The organism is Phycisphaerales bacterium, assembly GCA_016716475.1.
In the GTDB taxonomy this organism is placed as follows: Bacteria; Planctomycetota; Phycisphaerae; order UBA1845; family Fen-1342; genus JADJWG01.
The window spans coordinates 517,033-535,376 of record JADJWG010000001.1 but is presented as its reverse complement, the minus strand read 5'-3'; the positions used below and the strand labels follow the sequence as shown (position 1 = coordinate 535,376).

Genomic DNA, 18,344 nt, shown 5'->3' with positions numbered 1-18,344 from the left:
CCGAAGCGAGACCCGGCGGCACCGCGGCCACGCGTTCGTGGATCTGCGCGGGTCGTCAACGGGCGGCTAGGGTGCGAGCCGGCGGTGCCCTTCGCGCAGCAGTCGCTCCGTCTCCTCCCACCCGATGCACTCGTCCGTGATTGACACGCCATGTTGCAGTTTGGTGCGGTCACCGTCGAGCTTCTGACTGCCAGGGAACAGGTGGCTTTCCAGCATCGCGCCGATCAGGTGCGGGCTGCCTGCCAACCGCTGCTCGATCACGCTCCACCACACCTTGTGCTGGTTCTGGTACTTCTTGTCCGCGTTGGCGTGGCTGCAATCGACCATGACCGCCTCGGGCAACCCGGCCGCGCGCAGCGCCGCTACGGCCTCGGCGACATGGGCCGCATCGTAGTTTGGGCCGCTGCGCCCGCCTCGCAGGATGATGTGGCCCCACGGGTTGCCGCGCGTATCGATGACGGCGGTCATGCCGTTCTCGTCAATCCCGAGGAAACTGTGGGAGTGCCGCGATGCCGCGAGCGCATCGAGTGCCACCTGTAAGCTTCCGTCGGTGCCGTTCTTGAGGCCGACCGGCATCGACAGACCACTGGCCATCTGCCGGTGGGTCTGCGATTCCGTCGTCCGCGCTCCGATCGCGCCCCACGACACAAGGTCGGCGGTGTACTGCGGGATGATCGGGTCGAGCATCTCGGTGCCCGTACCGAGTCCAAGCTCCGACACATACAACAGAATCTTGCGGGCGCGCCGGATCCCGGTCTCCATGTCGAAGGAGCCGTCGAGGTGCGGATCGTTGATCAGGCCCTTCCACCCGATCGTCGTGCGTGGCTTCTCGAAGTAGACCCGCATGATGATCAGCATGCGATCGGCGAGATCGTGTGCCAGCACCGCCAGACGGTCGGCATACTCGCGGGCCGCATCATCGTCATGGAGCGAGCAGGGGCCCACGACGACCAGCAGCCGCGGGTCCCGGCCGGCAAGGATGCCCTTGATCGCTTCGCGTGATTCCACGATTGTGCGATTGGCGGCCACCGTCATGGGCAGGTCGCGCTTGATGTGCCGAGGGTACACCAGGGTTCGCGTGCGGATGACGTTGAGATTCTGCGTGGGCTGGGTGATGCTGGGCGTCGGCTCCTCGGGCCACTGGCCGACCGAATGCCGTACGCTGCCGCCCCACCCGCCGCCACGACGTCTCGCAAGTTCCCGCATGACAACTCTTTAGCGCGCGGGCGTCACGGCCCGACCCACACAGGTCGGCGGCCGCGAAGGGCCCGCTGAACGGTATCCAGCCCCACCATGACATTATGCGGTGGTAGCGGGCCGGGGCCAAACAAAAATCTTTCAATCGTTTCGGACCATACGGGCATGAGGGTAATGACGCGCACTGCCGGGTGGCCTCCCTTGCCCCCCGACCTCCGATCCTCACCGCCCTTGTGACCGTCCCGTCTGGCTTCTGAGCTGCTGGCGGGTCCCCCCGGCCGGTGGGAATTTCGCGCGGGAGCGATACAATGCCCGGTCTTCGGCTTCCGGGTCTACCTGCCCCGCCGGGCCGGTCGGTCGCGATGCGGCCCACCAGGCCCCGGGCGCGATCGTTGAAAAGGGACGCAGCAGATGTTCGAGTTCAAACTTCCGGATTTGGGCGAGGGTGTCCACGAGGGGCAGGTCGTCAACGTGCTGGTCAAAGAAGGTGACATAATCGACGAGTACCAGCCCATGCTGGAGGTCGAGACCGATAAGGCCGCCGTCGAAATTCCCTCCCCCAAGGCCGGAACCGTATCCAAGGTTCATGTCGAGCCGGGTCAGACCGTCAAGGTGGGCCAGGTGCTGCTTGCCATCGACGATGGCGCCGCAACCAAGACAGGGCAGAAGGGAACCCCGGCCGAGCCAACCGCGAAGAGCGCCAAAACTCCGCAGGAAACAACGGCCCCGTCCAAGGCCGGCAAGCAGGAAGCCCCGACCAGGGAGCACGCTAAAGAAGAGCCGCAGGAAGCCCCAGCGAAGTCCGCTCGGACAGCCGTCACGCGCTCTTCCGACGAGCCGGTCGCAGCCGCCCCGGCCGTACGGAAACTGGCCCGCGATCTCAAGATCGACATCCATCTCGTCACTGGAACGGGTCCGAACGGCCGTGTCCTGAAGGAGGATGTTGAACGCTTTGTCCAGGAGGGTGGGACGGCTCCGGTGGGCGCGTCGGCGGGGTCACCCGGCCTGCCCGCCATCGACATCGAGCTACCCGACTTCAGCAAACATGGGCCGATCCGTCGTGAAGCCGTGCCGCAGATCCGCAAGACGATTGCCCGCCAGATGACGAGGGCCTGGCTGACCGTGCCGCGCGTGACGCACTGCGACACGGCGGACGTAACGGAGCTGGAGCGCAATCGTAAGCAGTACAATACCGCAGCGCGCGAAGGGCAGGCGAAGCTCACCATGACGTCGATCGTCGTGAAGGCCGTCGCGGTCGCCCTCCGGTCGTATCCCAACGTGAACGCGAGCTACGACGCGAAGACCGAGGAGATCATCTACAAGGACTTCGTGAATCTCGGTATTGCGGTCGATACTCCCCGTGGGCTGGTCGTGCCCGTGTTGAAGGATGCAGACAAGAAGTCGCTGCCGCAGATCGCCATCGAGCTTGGTGACATCAGCGACCGGGCGCGGAGTGCGAAATTCGAGGTGAACGATCTGCGCGGTGCGACCTTCAGCATCACGAATGTCGGCGCACTTGGCGGAACGTACCTCACCCCGATGGTCAACACGCCCGAGTCGGCGATTCTGGGGCTCGGACGGGCGAAGCTGGAGCCGGTCGTCCACGACAACCAGATCGTGCCGCGGCTGATCATGCCGCTGTCGCTCTCCTTCGACCACCGCATCATCGACGGCGCCGATGCCGCCCGCTTCACGACCGATGTGATTCGCTCGCTGGAAAACCCGCTGCGGCTCATCAGTCTGTAGTCGCGGAGGTGCAGGGCGTTCGGTAGAGACGTGGTGGCTGGCTGCGGTTGCCGGCGGCAACGCACTGAATACCGCAGGGTGTCCGCCGCATGTGCGCAGCCAGTCCGCACGTGATGGCCTGCTACAAGCGCGCCGTCACTCCTGCCCCTCTTTCCACATCGCGTGCAGGACACCCACAACCACCTGCGTCGCGTCCGCCGGAGTCTGCGGATTCGCCTTCTTGAACGGCTCATGGTGGGAATTCAGCAGGAGCGCGTCCGCACACATTCCCGCCTGCGCCAGGACGTAGAGGTGAATACCCACCACGCGCCCCTGTCCGTCGACAAGGTACTCGGGCAGAACGGCGTAGTCCGTGTCGATCGGGTGTGCGGTCAGCCAGGCCTGGAACTCGGCGAGACTGTCGCGCAGCATCTTCGCCTGGTTCATGCCCGGTTTACCGCTGAGCGGGGATCTCCGCCTGGCCGACAGTCACCGCGCCGAACTGCTCGGAACGCAGGTACTCGGCGAGTGTCTGCGCGGCCGCTGTGTCGTAGCCACCCTGCCGACCGTCGCGCAAAAAGGCGGGAAAGACCGTGAAGCTGGTCGTACCGAGTTGCTCATGCAGCTTCGCATGCGCACCATCGTCGACCACGCCACCGCAACCACCGAGGATGAATGCCGTCGCGCCTGTGAGCAACAGCAACAGGCCACCGGTAGCCGCCACCATTTTCCTGGATTTCATCCGTGTTCTCCCATGAGGGGGTAAGGGGACCGGTATCAAGTATGCCACGAATTCGCACGGGTGGTGTTGGAAGGTGTGCGACGAGTGTAGAAGGTGATTCAGGGGGCCGGGCGGCTGGGTATTCAGATGAGCGCGCCGGCCCCCCGGTCGATTTCCGCGCTGCTGCCGGAAAGCACGCGGCGCGCGCCCTCTGCCGCTCCGCGACCTTACACGGTACCATGCCCGGTCCACCGGGCGGGGTGGGCCGGATACCGCGGCCGCCACGGGCATTGTCCCACGAGAACGGCGGCCTTCACAGGAGGATGAGCGTGGTAGTTGGTGAACTCACGGAACAGACAGACCTGCTGGTCATCGGTGGTGGTCCGGGTGGCTATGTGGCGGCGTTTCGGGCGGCCGACCTGGGGCTCGAAACCACCATCGTCGAAACGAACCCGCTGCTTGGGGGCGTTTGCCTCCGCGAGGGCTGCATCCCGTCAAAAGCACTACTGCACGTCGCTCACCTGATCGACAGTGCTGCGCACGCGCGTGATTTCGGCCTCAAGTTCGGCGCGCCCGAGATCGACCTTGCGAAGCTGCGCGGTTGGAAAGAAAGCGTGGTTCAGAAACTCTGCGGCGGAGTGAACCAGCTCGCCAAGGGCCGCAGTGTTCGGATCATCCAGGGCACTGCCCGTTTTGAGGATTCCAAGACGGTGCGCATCGAAGGCGGCGAAGTGAGCCGCCTGAAGTTCAAAAACTGCATCATCGCCAGTGGTTCACGCCCCAAGCGCCTTCCGGAGAAGCTCCTCGCGGCGGATTGCGTGATTGACTCGACCGGTGCGCTCGCACTGAGCCATGTGCCGAAAACGCTGCTGATCATCGGGGCCGGTTACATCGGCCTCGAACTGGGACAGGTCTACGCCGCACTCGGCAGCCAGGTCACCGTGATCGAAGCATTGGACCGCGCGCTCGCGGGTGCGGACGAAGATCTTGCCCGGCCGCTGCTCCAGCGCCTCAAGAAACAGTTCGTGGCGCTGCACACCGGCGTCAAGCTGGAGGGCGCCCGGCGTATCGGTGACGAGATTGAAGTGCGCTACACCCTCGGCGGAAAGACCGAGACGCAGCGCTTCGCACAGGTACTCGCATCGGTGGGGCGCCAGCCGAACACCGACCGGCTCGGTCTCGAAAACACCAAGGTGGTCGTTACCGAGCGCGGCTTTATCGAGGTCGATGAGCAGCGCCGTACGGCCGACCCGAAGATCTTCGCCATTGGCGATGTCGCGGGCGACCCCATGCTCGCCCACAAAGCCAGCCGCGAGGGCATTGTCGCGGCCGAGGTGATCGCCGGCCACAACACCGCCTTTGACGTGCGGGCCATTCCGGCGGTGGTGTACACCAGCCCGGAGCTCGCGTGGTGCGGACTGACCGAGGCCGAGGCGAAGGCCGCCGGCAAGGACATCAAGGTCGGCAAGTTCAATTGGGGCGCGTCGGGCCGCGCCATCGCGATGGGCCGGGCCGAGGGCCTGACCAAAATCGTCGCGGATGCTACCTCTGGCCGCATTCTGGGGGTCGGCATCGTCGGTGAGCACGCCGGCGACCTGATCTCGGAAGCGGTGCTCGCGCTCGAGATGGGTGCAACCGCCGAGGACATCGCGCTTGCCATTCACCCGCATCCGTCCACCTCGGAGACGGTCATGGAAGCGGCCGAAGGCGTGCTTGGCAGTGCGATTCACATGTTGAAAAAATAACCCACTGCACAGCAACAAGGAGCGCCTGAACGTGGGAACGTGGGTACGAGGGTACGAAGGGGCGCGACCTTTGCTTCTGCGGTGCCCCGCCGCACTGCCGCTTTCTCTGGCGGTTGCCGCAGCCCTTTGGGCAACCGGCTGCGAAACAACCGGTCCCGTATCGACCGACGGGGACGGGGCGGGTGGGGTGCGCCTCTCGCCGCGCCTGCAGCGGATGCAGCGCTATTATCCCGACTTGGCCGGTGGTCGCTTTATCAGTCTGGCGGATTTTGAAACTCCCGGTCAGGAGCTGCTCTTTCGCACGGTCGACGTTCACGGCGCCGACACGAACACCCAACCCGCGCTCTCCATTCTCCGCAGCCGCGACGAAACCGGCGCCGGCGGTCTCAAGGCCATGCTACGGCCGGGCGACATAGTAAGATTTGACGGGCGACGTTCGCGGGAATTGGCCCTGGTGCGGGACTGGCAGGCCTACCCGCTGCTGATCGCCAGCGTGTTCAGCCCGGCGGAGGGCGTACTTCTGGCAGTCGGCATCGAGAGCGGCAGCACCAGTGTGTTGCGGTGGGAGCAGGTCGCGCGGCTCGCGAACGGCTGGAACCTGCTGCGCATCGATGTCGCCTCGGTTGGGGCGCGCATCCATCTCACCGATGTGCGTGCCATCACCTTCCACTTGCCGGAAAGCACGCAGGACACGGACCTCTACATCGACGACGTCGTGCTCGCCGACAACACGACCGACCGCAGCCCGGTAGACACTACCGGCGGCGGGTTGTACGCCCGGGAACGCGGCCGCCGCCTGTATGTCGGCTTGCGCGACCGCTTCGAAATCGGCTTTCTCGATGGCCGCATCGTGGAGTGGCGCGCCGGCGGTGAACCGCGCAGCACCCGCGGTGCTCAATTTGTACAATCCGAGAATCTCGCCGACGAGGACGGGCTCGGACCGCTGCCATTCGTCGTGGGACCGGCGGAGTTCACGGAACCCCAGCCGCGGGCAGTCTTGCCCAGCCCCACGGTGGCCGAGTGGTGGTCGGCGCTCGATGCGCAACAGCTTGTGGAGGCGTCCGCTTTTCGAGTAGTGGTCGCGGGCGGTCAGCGCGCTGACACTACTGAAGCGGCTACCGGCGGTCACACCTGGCGCTACGTCATTTACCCTTGGGGCAGTGTCTATGTTGAAGTGACCACGCGCCTTGCGCCGGAGGCGTGGGCCCCGCCCTCACTGGGCTATCTTGTATCCGTTCCCGTGGAGCAGGGTTTCCGCTATGTTCCGCCGCCTGGTGCCGGCCCGGCCGTCGAGTCGACCCAGTTCGTACTTTTCAGCCGGCCCGGCCGTGACAAGGCCGACCTCCTCTGGACCTGGATGCCCGACCTCGGCCGCCAGCGCGCCTGGCCGGATCCCGCGGCTCGGCGAGTCCGCGTGGTTGCCGGGATACTGCCCGCCGATGACGAAGTGCGAAGCACGCACCTGCTGCGAATCTGGCCCTGGGACATCGACGATGCCCCCGAAGCGGCAGGGCTCGCGAGTGATTACCGCACGCCGGCTGAACTGCCGGTGCGCACCGGTCGCCTGGTGACGGATGCCTCGGGGGATCAGGACGGCGATGGATTCAACGAGGCCGAAGGGTGCTACGAGCTTGCCCCGGAAGGGGGCGTCCTGCGGGTGACTTTCGAGCCCGGCCGACACGTGCGGTTCGATCCCGTGCTGCGTGTGCATGAAACGGCCCATCGTCGCTGCTGGGTTTACGCCCGCGGGCGCGCCGTCGACACAATCGGTCGCGATGCAGCAGGCAATCTCCTCATCTGGCTGGAGCGTACGATTTCCGCACCGCTCGCCATCGAGGTCCACCTCGGAGAGTAGCGCTCGCGCCTAGCCCGCCAGCGAGCCCATCGGGTCCCACGCCGGCAGCACGATCGGCTCCTCCTCGAATGCGGCGCGCAACTCGTCCGGCAGGTAGCGCCGGTGCGCGGCGATCTCGAACATGTGCTCGTCGAACCAGGAGTCATTCATGATGAAGAAGCCTTTCTGTCCGAGCTCGTCGCCCCAACTGTTCTCCACCCGCCAGCGCCGCGGTCGACCATCGACCACGTCCACGCCGGTGAACAGCATGGCGTGGTTCATGGCCGTCTCGTGATACAGCAGCCGCTCGGCCTTCGTCAGTGAGAACGTGGTGTTGTAGACGCCCGCGAAATCGAACAGCCGCTCGTCCCACAAACCCAGGTCGCGGCGCATCATCTTGCCGGTGTCGCAGCCAAACCAGACCGGTTCACCCTCGACGATGGTGCGCTGGGCGATTTCCTTCATCAGGGCGATGTCCACGTTCAGATACTTGACCCTCCCGCCGCCGACTACATTGCCGAGAAACTCGACGGTGTAGGTGCGGCCCATCGGGCTCGTCGGGCGGGGGTCATGCACCAGACACACGTACTCGTCCAGCGGCAGCTTGACGTAGCGCTGGGCGAAATCACGCGGCGTCAGCTCCCCGTCGCGGTGGAAGCCGCGGTCCTTGTCCTGCCATTGCCACAAAAAACGCTCGGGCGGCGTACCGAGGTGAATGCAGAGGATGCGGTGCACGGCCGCGAGAATCCCATCCTTTTCAGTCCGCAACCCAGCCGTGTCCGTGCCGGCCGCGTGGGCGTTTCGCAGCGTGCGAGCCCCCTCGCGCAACTTCGCGAGCAGCGTGAGGTTCATCTGGCGCGTATCGGAGGAACTGTGCGTTTCGGGCATGAAGACCTTTGGGCACACCCCATGCTTCTGCACGACATTGACGAACATGTTCCATTGCCCGCCATCGTCAAGCGGCCGGTCGAGCAGGTAGGCGACGGTGCGGTCGTCGAGCGGACGATCGGCGGTGGTGAGGATGGCTTCGAGGAAGTGGTTGGCCCGCTCCAGCTTGTCCCAGAACAGCGTGAAGTTCTGGCTGAATTCAAAGTTCTTCACATTGAGCTGGCGCAGCGCCCCGGCGCGGAACAGGTTGAGGCCCGCGAACATCCAGCAGCGCCCCGACATTTTCTGATTCGTCGCCTCCCAATCGTCGAGCAGGTGGGAGAAGCTGTGATCCATCGTGGTCACAATGCGGCGGTCCAATGCCACGTCGACCACCGGAACCTGCGTCACCGCGTTCTGGGCGCGGCGGGCGGCCGGGTCGGCTTCGAATGCGGCAAAGAGCGCATGAATGCGGTCGGGTGTTAGCGCGGCCACCGGGTCATGCAGCAGCATGCGGTACTCCTCAGCAGGGGGGTTCATGTCGTTGCGGCATTGTACGGGATCAGGGCGGGGACACTCCTGGAATCATGGTCACACGAGAGGATTGCGCTGGGGGGTGGCGCCTCCAACAGGCGACCCGGTTGAACCCGTCCACGCAGCCCTGTGAAACGTGGTACAATCTGCCTGCGTGGAGTGGGCCAGGCGACCGCCGGAGTGCCTCGCGCACACCGGAGGAAAGTCCGAACTGGACAGGGCACGGTGGTGGCTAACGGCCACCGGGCGCGAGCCCAGGGAAAGTGCCACAGAAAACACACCGCCGACGTATGGCGCTGCGGCGCCGTGCGGGCAAGGGTGAAAAGGTGCGGTAAGAGCGCACCGCGCGACTGGTGACAGTCGTGGCAGGGTAAACCCCACCGCCAGCAAGCCCAAATAAGGGGCGATGAGCCGGCCCGGCTCGCTACCCAGCCCCGGGTAGGGTGCACGAGCCCGTCGGTAACGGCGGGCCCAGATGAATGGTCGCCACCCGCTCCGGCGGGGACAGAATTCGGCTTACCGGCCCACTCCGCGTTTCTTGTCTTGCCTGTTCATCCCGCGCAATACAGCGGCAGGCCGCGTCAAATGACGCAACCTGCCGCGTGTGCCAGCTTGCGCTGCGCTACCCGAGTTGCAGCCACTCGCCGATCTGCGGCGCGTATTTCACGATCAGGCCTGCGAATACGACCGACACCATGCTCATCAGCTTGATGAGGATGTTCAGACTCGGTCCCGAAGTGTCCTTGAACGGATCGCCGACGGTATCACCCACAACGCCGGCCTTGTGCACCTCACTGCCCTTGCCGTAGATGATCGTTTCCGGGAAGCCCGCGGCCACCGCCTGCTTCGCCCGGCTCACCAGTTCCGCCCGGATGTTCTGCGGCAGCCGCTCCTGCACCGCCGGGTCATTGATGACCTCCACGGCCGTCAGTTTGCCGAAAGTTTCGATCAACTTTTTCGCGTTGTCCCAAGCACCACCGGCGTTGGCCATGAAGATTGCGACCGCGAAGCCGCTCGTCAGGCCGCCGACCAGCAGGCCCATCACACCCGGCACGCCCAGCACCAGTCCAACCGCCACCGGTACCGCGATCGCCAGCAGCGACGGCACGATCATCTCGCGCTGCGCCCCTGCCGTTGAAATGGCCACGCAGTCCGCGTAGTTCGGATACCGCTGCCCATCGACGTCCACGCGTCGTGGCCAGTTGTCCGGATTCTGCACGAAGGCCTCGTCCTTGCCGCTGTTCCGCAGGTACTGGCGGATCTTCTCGAACTGTCGCCGACACTCGATCATCATCCGGTTGGCTGCGCGGCCCACCGCCTTCATCGTGAGGGCGCAGAACAGGAAAGTCAGCAGCACACCGGCGAAGGCGCCGCACAGCACGCGCGGATTCATCAGCGTCACGTTGTAGAAAGTCATGAACTGCTGCATGGACGCCTGCCGCACCGGTACGAGCTTCAGTTCCGCATCGCTACCCGGCAACGGCGTGAGTCGCACGTAGCCGTCCTCTTTACCGAGTTGGTGGCCAAGCGGGAGCCGTGTCCGGCTCTCCTTCATCGCTTTCATCTGGTCCAGGGCCTTGTCGGGCAGTTCGTCCATGTTCAGGATCATGTACGCCTTGAACGCGCCGATCTCATTGCCGACGCCGATCCGGCTCGCGAACTTGCCGTGCCCGATGTAGAGGGCCTCGTCGGGCACCGGCCGTGTGAATTCGCTCGCCACGACCGCCCGCGACTCGAGCAATTGCCCCGTGCGCACCTCCTCAATGTACGCGGCCAGCAACGCCAGCGCCGTCAAGGCCGCCGAGCCGATCGCGAAACCCTTGCCGGTTGCCGCGGTGGTGTTGCCGAGCGAGTCGAGCGCATCCGTCCGCTTCCGGACTTCGGGCCGCTGGCCCGTCATCTCCGCGTTCCCACCGGCGTTGTCCGCAATCGGTCCGTACGCATCTGTCGCCAGAGTGATGCCGAGTGTTGCGAGCATTCCGACTGCCGCAAAGCCGACACCGTAGAGCCCGAGCATGAATTCACTGGCACCCCCGGCGAGGACGAACGCCGCCATGATCGCAATGATGATGGTCAGCAGCGCCGCCCAGGTGCTCTTCATGCCCTCGGCGATGCCCGCAATGATGATCGTGGCCGGGCCGGTGATGCCTTGCTCGCTGATCCGCTTCGTCGGGCTGTAGTCGTAGCTGGTGTAGTATTCCGTGGCCTTGCCGATGATCACGCCCGCAAACAGGCCGCTCACCATCGCCAACCAGATGCCCCACCATCGGACCGTGTAGAGTACTTCTTCGCCTTCTTTGACTTCGATGTTGCCCAGCAGCAGCCAGCACACCAGCGCGCCGGCCACCGCGATCATCAGACTGCTGCCGTTGATGCCGCGATTGAGCGCGCCCATGAGTTGGGCCATGTTCGCGCCTTCCTCCGTCCGCACGAGGTAGATCCCCGCGATGGACAGCAGGATGCCGATTCCCGCCAGCAGCATCGGTGCAGCCAGAAAGCGGATCGCCGCCTCCGCCTGACCCGCGCCGCCATGTCCAAAGAGCGCGGCGGCGGCCGCCACGCCGAGCGCTGCCGTGGCAAGGATCGAACCCGCATACGACTCGTACAAATCCGCGCCCATGCCGGCCACGTCGCCGACGTTGTCGCCAACGTTGTCCGCGATGGTGGCCGGGTTGCGCGGATCGTCCTCCGGGATCCCCGCCTCGACCTTGCCGACCAGGTCCGCGCCGACGTCGGCCGCCTTGGTGTAAATCCCGCCACCGACGCGCGCAAACAGCGCTTGTGTTGAGGCCCCCATGCCGAAGGTCAGCATGATGACCGTGATGTCGTTCAGCGAGAGCGCACGCGCGAAGTAGTACAGACCGATGAACCAAGCTGTAATGTCAAGCAGCGCGAACCCCACCACCACGAGCCCCATCACGGCCCCCGCACGGAAGGCCACGCGCAGGCCGTCGTTGAGACTCTTCCGGGCGGCCGCGGTGGTGCGATTGCTCGCCAACGTCGCGGTGCGCATGCCGAGGTAGCCGCACAGGCCGCTGAAAGCCCCGCCAGTCAGAAAGGCAAACGGTACGATTTCATTCTGTACACCCAGCCCGTAGGCCATCCAACCCAGAATCGCCATCAGCGCCACGAATACGATGGCTACGACGCGGTACTGTCGCCACAGGTACGCCATCGCACCCTCACGCACCGCATCCGCGATCTCGATCATCTCGGGGTCGCCCGGGTCCGCGGCGCGCACTTCAAGGTAGAACTTGCGCGCGTAGACAAGCGCCACGATCGCCGTAATCGGCGCCAGCCACCACACCCAAGGGATCATCGGGCGTGCCAGCTCTTCAGACATGGCGTGCGCGTCGATATCACCATTGGTCGTGACGACTGGTGCGGTCGGCACGGTCTCCGGCTCCGCCTGCGACCAGCCGCGCTCCGGCAGCCACAACAGCGCGGCACCCACACACAGGAACCACAGGAACGTTGAGCATCCAGGGCGAGACCATCCAGACACAGCCGACTCTCCTTCGGCGGCGCGGGGCCATTCGGGGAAGCGCACTCCGCAATCACCTGCCCGTGCCGTTGCGACTCACGCGCCACGTCGCATAGCCGGGCAAAAGTCGCCGGACAGTAACGGATATCATTAGCGAAATAAAGGTTTTGCCCGCCCGGTTTTCATTGCGACGTGAAAAATTATGCGCTGTGAAGCTCGTCACAATTCTCTTGCTGCCGAACCCCGCCCCCCTTGCCTGCGCAAAAAAAGAAGCCAGACTCAGGCACACTTAGGCCCAAGTCTGGCGGCATGATATCGTGATTGGCCAGCCGTCCCCGCCTAGAGCAGCAGACTTTCCTTTGCAATGCGCTTCATCGACTTCCGGGTCTTCCGGCGGCGGCGCTCCGAGGGCTTCTCGTAGTAGCTGGTACGCTTGATATCCCGTGTCAACCCCTCTTTCTCACAGAGCTTTTTGAACCGGCGCACCATCTGCTCGACCGACTCGTTCCCGCGCACCTTGACCCGAATCATGCACACCCAGCCTTTCGAAGGGGCGGACTCCCTGCCGCCCCACCTGCGTCGCTATGACGAACCCACTATCCGAGATCCGGATCATACCCTCACTGCCTATACCCGGCAAGCGCTCCGCGGCCATGTCGCGAAGCCCGGCACGCCAGGCGCGAACCGCCCGTGATGGGTGCCCCTGAGCGGACCCATCCGGTACACTGCGGCCATGTCCAACCCAACCACCGCTCTCGTCGGCGAACACCGTGTCGGCCCAGGTCAACCCCTGTTGCTGATCGCCGGCCCCTGCGTCCTCGAATCTGAGGACCACGCCCTGTGGCTTGGCAGTCAGATCGCAGCGATCGCGCAGCGCCTTGGGCTTCCCTACGTCTTCAAGGCCAGCTTCGACAAGGCCAACCGGTCCAGCGTGCATTCATTCCGCGGCCCCGGCCTCGACGAAGGCCTGCGGATTCTGGGGCGCGTGCGGGCCGAACTCGGTGTGCCGGTGCTCTCCGACATCCACGAACCCCACCAGGCCGGCCCCGCAGGCGAGGTGCTTGACGTCCTGCAGGTCCCCGCATTTCTCTGCCGCCAGACAGACCTCCTGCTGGCGTGTGGCCGCGCGGGCCGCTGTGTGAACGTGAAGAAGGGGCAGTTCCTCGCGCCGGAGAAGATGTCCCTGGCGGCTGAGAAGGTCCGTGAAACCGGCAACCCGAACGTGCTCCTGACCGACCGTGGCACGTTTTTCGGCTACGAGCGACTGGTCAATGATTTTACGGGACTCAGTGTGATGCGCGCCATGGCCCCCGTGGTATTCGATGCCACCCACTCGGTGCAATATCCAGGCGGCATTGGTGCTGTCACAGGGGGCCGACGCGAGTTTATCCCCCTCCTGGCGCGGGCGGCCGTGGCTGTGGGCATCGATGGGCTGTTCATGGAAGTGCACGAGGATCCGGACCACGCCAAAAGCGACGCGGCTACGGTATGGCCGCTCCAGGAACTCGAGACGTTGCTCGGGGACCTTCTGCGTATCCACAGCGTACTGAGCTGATTTTTTGGGTACCTAAGACTCTGAAACGAAAGAAGTAAAGAGATTTTTTGCAAATCGATTGATCAAAAAGATTTGCCATACCGCACCATTTGAGGTACTCTTTGATTGTAAGGGACGGAGGATGGTCGTTTCGACGACAGTCGCGTGTGCCTGCTCCGGGGTGTCAAAGGGCAGAGGCGAGCTTAGGGCTCGCCTTTTTCATGCGCTCGCACGTTCGTCCAGGCCGCCCACACTGCCGCCACAAGCGTTGCGGCCGTTTCGACACGCAGGATTTGCGCCCCTAGTTGGACCGTCGGCACCTCTGCACATCGCGCGAGCTCACACTCGGCCGGGCTGAATCCACCTTCCGGACCGATGAGCACACCGCCGTGCGGCTCGGTCAACGGGAAGTTGTGCAACCAAGTCAAGAATGGTTCTGCCTCCGGTGACGGGACGGCCATCGCAAGGGCGCCAGGTGCTACAGAGGCGAGAATCCTGGGCAACGTTGCACCGACTCGGATGTCCGGTACCCACGCCCGCTGACATTGTTTGCAGGCCGCAATCGCCGTCCGGTGTAGTTTTTCGACGTGTTGCGGACCGGTGCGAACAACGGAACGCTCGAAGTCAACCAGGATCAGCGCAGCCACCCCGAGCTCCGTGGCCTTCTCCACCAACCACTCCGGCCGGGCTCCCTTGCAAGCCGCCACGTAAAGAGTCAAAGCAGGGACGGGGTAGGGGATTGCCCTCCGCTCCACGAGGGTAACCGCAACTAAACAACGCCCCTTACGCCGTGCCGAGTCGCCGGGGGCCGACTCGAGCAGGCCGGTAGCCGTCTGTCCCCGACCGTCAAAAAGCACCACCTCCGCCCCATTCCGCAACCGCAAGGCATGCAGCGCGTGGTGTGACTCGGCGGCCTCGAGCACGACCCGCTGCGCGGAGAGATCGTCACAATAAAACCAAGGAGCCGCCATGCGGCGATCCCCGCCCCCCCCGGTCGGGCTGCAATGGCTAGCCGGCCAAGTGGGCTTTGAGCGTCTCCTCGTATTCCTTCTTGTGCTTGGCACCAATGATGCGGGCGACCTGTTCACCCTTGTGGAATACGAGAACCGTGGGAATGTTGCTGATGCCGTACTGGGCGGCGAGCTCCTGCGCAGTATCCACATCGACCTTGCCAATTTTCGCCTTACCTTGGAAAGATGTGGCGAGGTCGTCAATCACGGGTGCCAGCATGTGACACGGCCCGCACCACGTCGCCCAGAAGTCGACCAGTACCGGGACATTGGACTGCAGTACCTCGGCCTCAAAATTATCCTGGTTGAATGTGAGGGTGTTTGCTCCGGCCATTCCTGACTCCTGCGTCTGGCCTGCGTGGGGGCACGCAGAGGGTTGCTTTATCGGAGATAAGTGCGTGACCCGCGATTGTATTCCGCCCCTCCGACAGGGTCAAAGGACGGGTCTTCATTGTGGGTCACCGCCAATGTCGCTGCCGGGCCGGGCAATAGGGTCTCCGCGGCGCACGTTTGGCTCGGCAGACCGACGTACACGCAACACCGCACCGGGTCCGTAGTTTTTTCGGTTTTCGCTTCCCAGGCGCCCGTCAGCGACTACGCTTTTTTTGAGGCACCTGCGTTCGAGGGTTGCTATGCTTCATCCCACCCGTGTGATTCTGCCGATCCTGCTCGCGGTGGCCGCAGCATATGGGCAGGGCGGCTTCCTGCAACCACTCCCCCGGAACCAGTGGGACCGCGCCGCCGCCACGCATCTGCTCGCGCGGGCCGGTTTTGGAGCGACCCCCGAACAAATCGAGCGCTGCTACGCGCTGGGACTCGAAGGCGCGGTCGACGCACTGCTCAACTACGACGCACTGACTTACACGCCGCCCCCTCCGGAGCTTCCGTCGATCATCCGGCAGGCACCGGGGCGGACGATCGTAACCATGAACCCCGAGCAGCGCCGTGAAGCTGCGCAGGAACGAATCCGCGCGGAGCGCATCGGTCACCAGGAAATCCGCCTCTGGTGGTTGGAGCGCATGATTCAATCGCCCCGGCCGCTCGAAGAGAAGATGACGCTCTTCTGGCACGGTCACTTCACCAGCGGGGCGCGCGAAGTGCGCCGGGCCCAGTTCATGCTCGAACAGAACGAACTCCTGCGACGCCACGCCCTGGGGGACTTCCGCAGTCTGCTTCTTGGTATCAGTCGCGACCGGGCCATGCTCGTGTACCTCGACAATGCGCGCAACCGGCGGCAACAGCCCAACGAGAACTACGCCCGCGAACTTCTGGAGCTCTTCACCCTCGGGGAGGGGCAGTACACCGAGGCCGACGTGAAGGCCGCGGCCCGTGCTTTCACCGGCTGGACCTTCGACGACGACGGCTTCGTGTTCCGCCGCGCCCAGCACGACGACGGGCCCAAGACGTTTCTCGGCAAGACCGGCCGCCTGGGCGGCGAGGACGTCATTGACCAGATTCTGGCACACCCGGCATGCTCGCGCCACCTCGCCCGCAAGCTCGCGGAGTTCTTCGTGACGCCACAGCCCGAGCGCGAACTGGTGGAGCGACTGGCGGCCCAGCTGCGCCGCCACAACTACGCACTCAAGCCGGTGCTCCGTACGCTCTTTCTCAGCCGCGCGTTCTACGCACCCCAGGTCCGCGGTGCGCTCGTCAAGAGTCCCGTCGAACTCATCGTCGGGACCGCCCGCCGCCTCGGCGTACCCATCGAGCGCCTCCGTGATGCGGAGCGGACACTCGCAGCGCTCGGCCAGGAACTGATGCAACCACCGAACGTGAAGGGTTGGAACGGCGGCTCGCACTGGATCAACACGGCGACACTGCACCTGCGCTACAATGCGATCGGTAACCTCATCCAGGGCGACGGTGCTGGGCGCCGCCCCGCGCGGCCGGCTGCCCACGATGAGGATCTCGCCGACGATGAGAGCCCGGAAAGCACCATGGCCGGGCCCGGCATGCGTGCCGGCGGCGCGGGGGGACGCTCGCGGCTCACCGCCGGACACCAGACCGCGTACGATCCCCTTTCTGTGCTGAAGGCCCGCAACCTGACCACGCCCGGTGAAATCGTGGACTTCTATTGCGCACACCTGCTGGCCCGCCCCCTCTCAGCCGCGAAGCGCCAGGCCCTCATGGACTACCTCGATCAGGAAGGCCGCTTTCACGTCGCGGCTCGCGAGGCCGCCACCCAGATTCGCCAGATGATTCACCTGTTGTGCAGCACGCCCGAGTTCCAGATGCACTGAGCCCCGGCGGCCTGCGCAGCGGAGACCCGTCATGGTTCCCGACTCGATCTTTACGACCCGCCGCGACTTTCTCTCCGGCAGTCTGCGCTTGCTCAGCGCCTCGGCCACCCTCCCGCTGTTTCTCGGGCAGACAGCGAGTGCGCTACCGCAGACCGCCCCCCGCCGTGGGCGGGAGGATTCACAGCGGGTTCTGGTCGTGGTGCAGCTCGCGGGCGGCAATGACGGGCTTAACACCGTGATTCCCTATGAGCACGAGCTGTACTACCGCTACCGCCGCCAGCTCGCGGTGCCGCGCAACGACGTGCTCGCGCTGGCGAACGGCGTCGGTCTGCACCCGTCCGCGGCGGGACTGAAGGCGTTGTACGACGTCGGGCAACTCGCGATCGTACAGGGCGTGGGCTATCCCAACCCGAACCGCAGCCACTTCGTAAGCATGGACATCTGGCACACGGCCGATCCGCAGCAGCGCCGGACCCAGGGCTGGCTCGGGCGCTACATGGATGCCTGTTGTGCCGGCAGCGACCCGCCGGCCCCGATCCAGGGCATCGCCCTGATGCAGGAAGCCCCACTGGCTCTGCAGGGCGACACGTTCACCGCGCTCGCGTTCAGCAACCCCGATGAACTCGTGTGGCGCGCCGGGCGGCGCGATCCGCGTGCCCAGGCCACCTTTGACCAACTCAACAACCGCACCGGCGACATCCCCCAGGATGGTCCGCAATTGGCCCGCTACCTGCAGCGCACCGCGCTCGACGCGCAGCTCGGTGCGGACCAGATCCGCTCCGCCGCCGGCAACACGCGCATCGGTCGCGCACCGCGCGGCCCAGGTGGCAACCCCCTCAGCGCGCAATTAGCGCTGGTCGCCCGGATGATCCAAGCCGACCTGCCGACACGCATTTACTATGTGTCCCTCGGTGGGTTCGACACACACACGGGCCAGGCCGGCCGCCACCGCACCTTGCTCCAACAACTCGGCGATGGGCTGCAGGATTTTCTCGATACGCTGGCAGAGGCCAAACTGCTCGACCGTGTGCTAGTGCTCAGCTTCTCCGAATTCGGCCGACGCGTGCAGGAGAACGCCAGCGGAGGGACGGATCACGGCGCGGCTGCACCGGTGTTTTTGTGCGGGTCCAAGGTGCGGCCGGGGCTGCACGAGCCGCACCCCGACCTCGCGAAACTGGACCGCGGCGATCTCGCGTTTGGCGTCGATTTCAGGCGCGTGTACGCGACGATCCTGCGCGACTGGCTGGGCCTGCCGCCGCGCGACCTCTCGAAGGTGATCGGGACGGGCTACGCTCCGCTGCGGCTGCTGAAGGCCTGACGCCTGGGTGTAGTGCGCACACAACACGGACGATCGCCCGCAAGTCCCCGTCCGGGAGCAGGGCTCCGTCATCCGCCCCCTGCGCCATGGGGTGCGGCGCCCTTCCGCCGCGGCGTGCGTTCCTGCCCACCGCAC

General features: G+C 65.1%; 14 protein-coding genes and 1 other RNA gene. 7 read left to right on the top strand and 8 right to left on the bottom strand.

Going from position 1 to position 18,344, the window contains the following annotated elements:
• Window positions 1–66: 66 nt before the first annotated feature.
• Entirely contained in the window at window positions 67–1,206 is a 1,140-nt protein-coding gene (locus IPM18_02300; GenBank protein MBK9118419.1) for a 3-deoxy-7-phosphoheptulonate synthase, read from the bottom strand.
• Between the two features lie 402 nt (window positions 1,207–1,608).
• Here IPM18_02300 and IPM18_02295 point away from each other — a divergent pair, with 402 nt between their 5' ends.
• On the top strand, window positions 1,609–2,943 hold the full coding sequence (locus IPM18_02295; GenBank protein MBK9118418.1) for a 2-oxo acid dehydrogenase subunit E2: 1,335 nt from the start codon (window positions 1,609–1,611) through the stop codon (window positions 2,941–2,943).
• Between the two features lie 135 nt (window positions 2,944–3,078).
• Here the strand turns inward: IPM18_02295 and IPM18_02290 are convergent, their stop codons facing one another.
• Window positions 3,079–3,369, bottom strand: coding sequence for a hypothetical protein (locus tag IPM18_02290; protein MBK9118417.1), 291 nt, complete (start codon window positions 3,367–3,369; stop codon window positions 3,079–3,081).
• Between the two features lie 7 nt (window positions 3,370–3,376).
• A complete protein-coding gene (locus IPM18_02285; GenBank protein ID MBK9118416.1) occupies window positions 3,377–3,664 on the bottom strand; it encodes a hypothetical protein in 288 nt (95 codons plus the stop codon).
• Window positions 3,665–3,966: 302 nt separating this feature from the next.
• On the opposite strand from IPM18_02285, the gene lpdA reads away from it, so the two are divergent.
• Window positions 3,967–5,388 carry a dihydrolipoyl dehydrogenase gene (gene lpdA, locus IPM18_02280; protein MBK9118415.1) on the top strand — a complete coding sequence of 474 codons (1,422 nt, stop codon included), beginning with the start codon at window positions 3,967–3,969 and terminating at the stop codon, window positions 5,386–5,388.
• A 31-nt stretch (window positions 5,389–5,419) separates the two neighbouring features.
• Window positions 5,420–7,243 (top strand): hypothetical protein, encoded by a 1,824-nt coding sequence (locus IPM18_02275; protein MBK9118414.1) that lies wholly within the window; start codon window positions 5,420–5,422, stop codon window positions 7,241–7,243.
• A 9-nt stretch (window positions 7,244–7,252) separates the two neighbouring features.
• On the opposite strand, the gene IPM18_02270 is transcribed toward IPM18_02275, so the two are convergent.
• Complete coding sequence (locus IPM18_02270) at window positions 7,253–8,602, bottom strand: C1 family peptidase (protein ID MBK9118413.1); 1,350 nt, start codon at window positions 8,600–8,602, stop codon at window positions 7,253–7,255.
• Window positions 8,603–8,779: 177 nt separating this feature from the next.
• Between IPM18_02270 and rnpB the strand changes: the two genes are divergently transcribed.
• Window positions 8,780–9,158: RNase P RNA component class A (gene rnpB, locus IPM18_02265), an RNA gene on the top strand.
• 87 nt (window positions 9,159–9,245) lie between these two features.
• Here rnpB and IPM18_02260 read toward each other — a convergent pair.
• Both IPM18_02260 and rpsU read right to left on the bottom strand, forming a co-directional pair.
• On the bottom strand, window positions 9,246–12,128 hold the full coding sequence (locus IPM18_02260) for a sodium-translocating pyrophosphatase (protein MBK9118412.1): 2,883 nt from the start codon (window positions 12,126–12,128) through the stop codon (window positions 9,246–9,248).
• Window positions 12,129–12,446: 318 nt separating this feature from the next.
• Complete coding sequence (gene rpsU, locus IPM18_02255; GenBank protein MBK9118411.1) at window positions 12,447–12,638, bottom strand: 30S ribosomal protein S21; 192 nt, start codon at window positions 12,636–12,638, stop codon at window positions 12,447–12,449.
• A gap of 202 nt (window positions 12,639–12,840) precedes the next feature.
• Here rpsU and kdsA point away from each other — a divergent pair, with 202 nt between their 5' ends.
• The gene (gene kdsA / locus IPM18_02250) at window positions 12,841–13,662 is read left to right on the top strand and encodes a 3-deoxy-8-phosphooctulonate synthase (GenBank protein ID MBK9118410.1); all 822 of its coding nucleotides are present in this window, start codon (window positions 12,841–12,843) and stop codon (window positions 13,660–13,662) included.
• A gap of 182 nt (window positions 13,663–13,844) precedes the next feature.
• Here the strand turns inward: kdsA and IPM18_02245 are convergent, their stop codons facing one another.
• Together IPM18_02245 and trxA are read right to left on the bottom strand one after the other, a co-directional pair.
• Window positions 13,845–14,612, bottom strand: coding sequence for a 16S rRNA (uracil(1498)-N(3))-methyltransferase (locus IPM18_02245; protein ID MBK9118409.1), 768 nt, complete (start codon window positions 14,610–14,612; stop codon window positions 13,845–13,847).
• Between the two features lie 37 nt (window positions 14,613–14,649).
• The gene (gene trxA, locus IPM18_02240; GenBank protein ID MBK9118408.1) at window positions 14,650–14,985 is read right to left on the bottom strand and encodes a thioredoxin; all 336 of its coding nucleotides are present in this window, start codon (window positions 14,983–14,985) and stop codon (window positions 14,650–14,652) included.
• A gap of 298 nt (window positions 14,986–15,283) precedes the next feature.
• Between trxA and IPM18_02235 the strand changes: the two genes are divergently transcribed.
• Window positions 15,284–16,891 carry a DUF1800 domain-containing protein gene (locus tag IPM18_02235; protein ID MBK9118407.1) on the top strand — a complete coding sequence of 536 codons (1,608 nt, stop codon included), beginning with the start codon at window positions 15,284–15,286 and terminating at the stop codon, window positions 16,889–16,891.
• Between the two features lie 31 nt (window positions 16,892–16,922).
• Window positions 16,923–18,209, top strand: a complete 1,287-nt coding sequence (locus IPM18_02230) for a DUF1501 domain-containing protein (protein MBK9118406.1) — start codon at window positions 16,923–16,925, stop codon at window positions 18,207–18,209.
• Window positions 18,210–18,344: the final 135 nt, after the last annotated feature.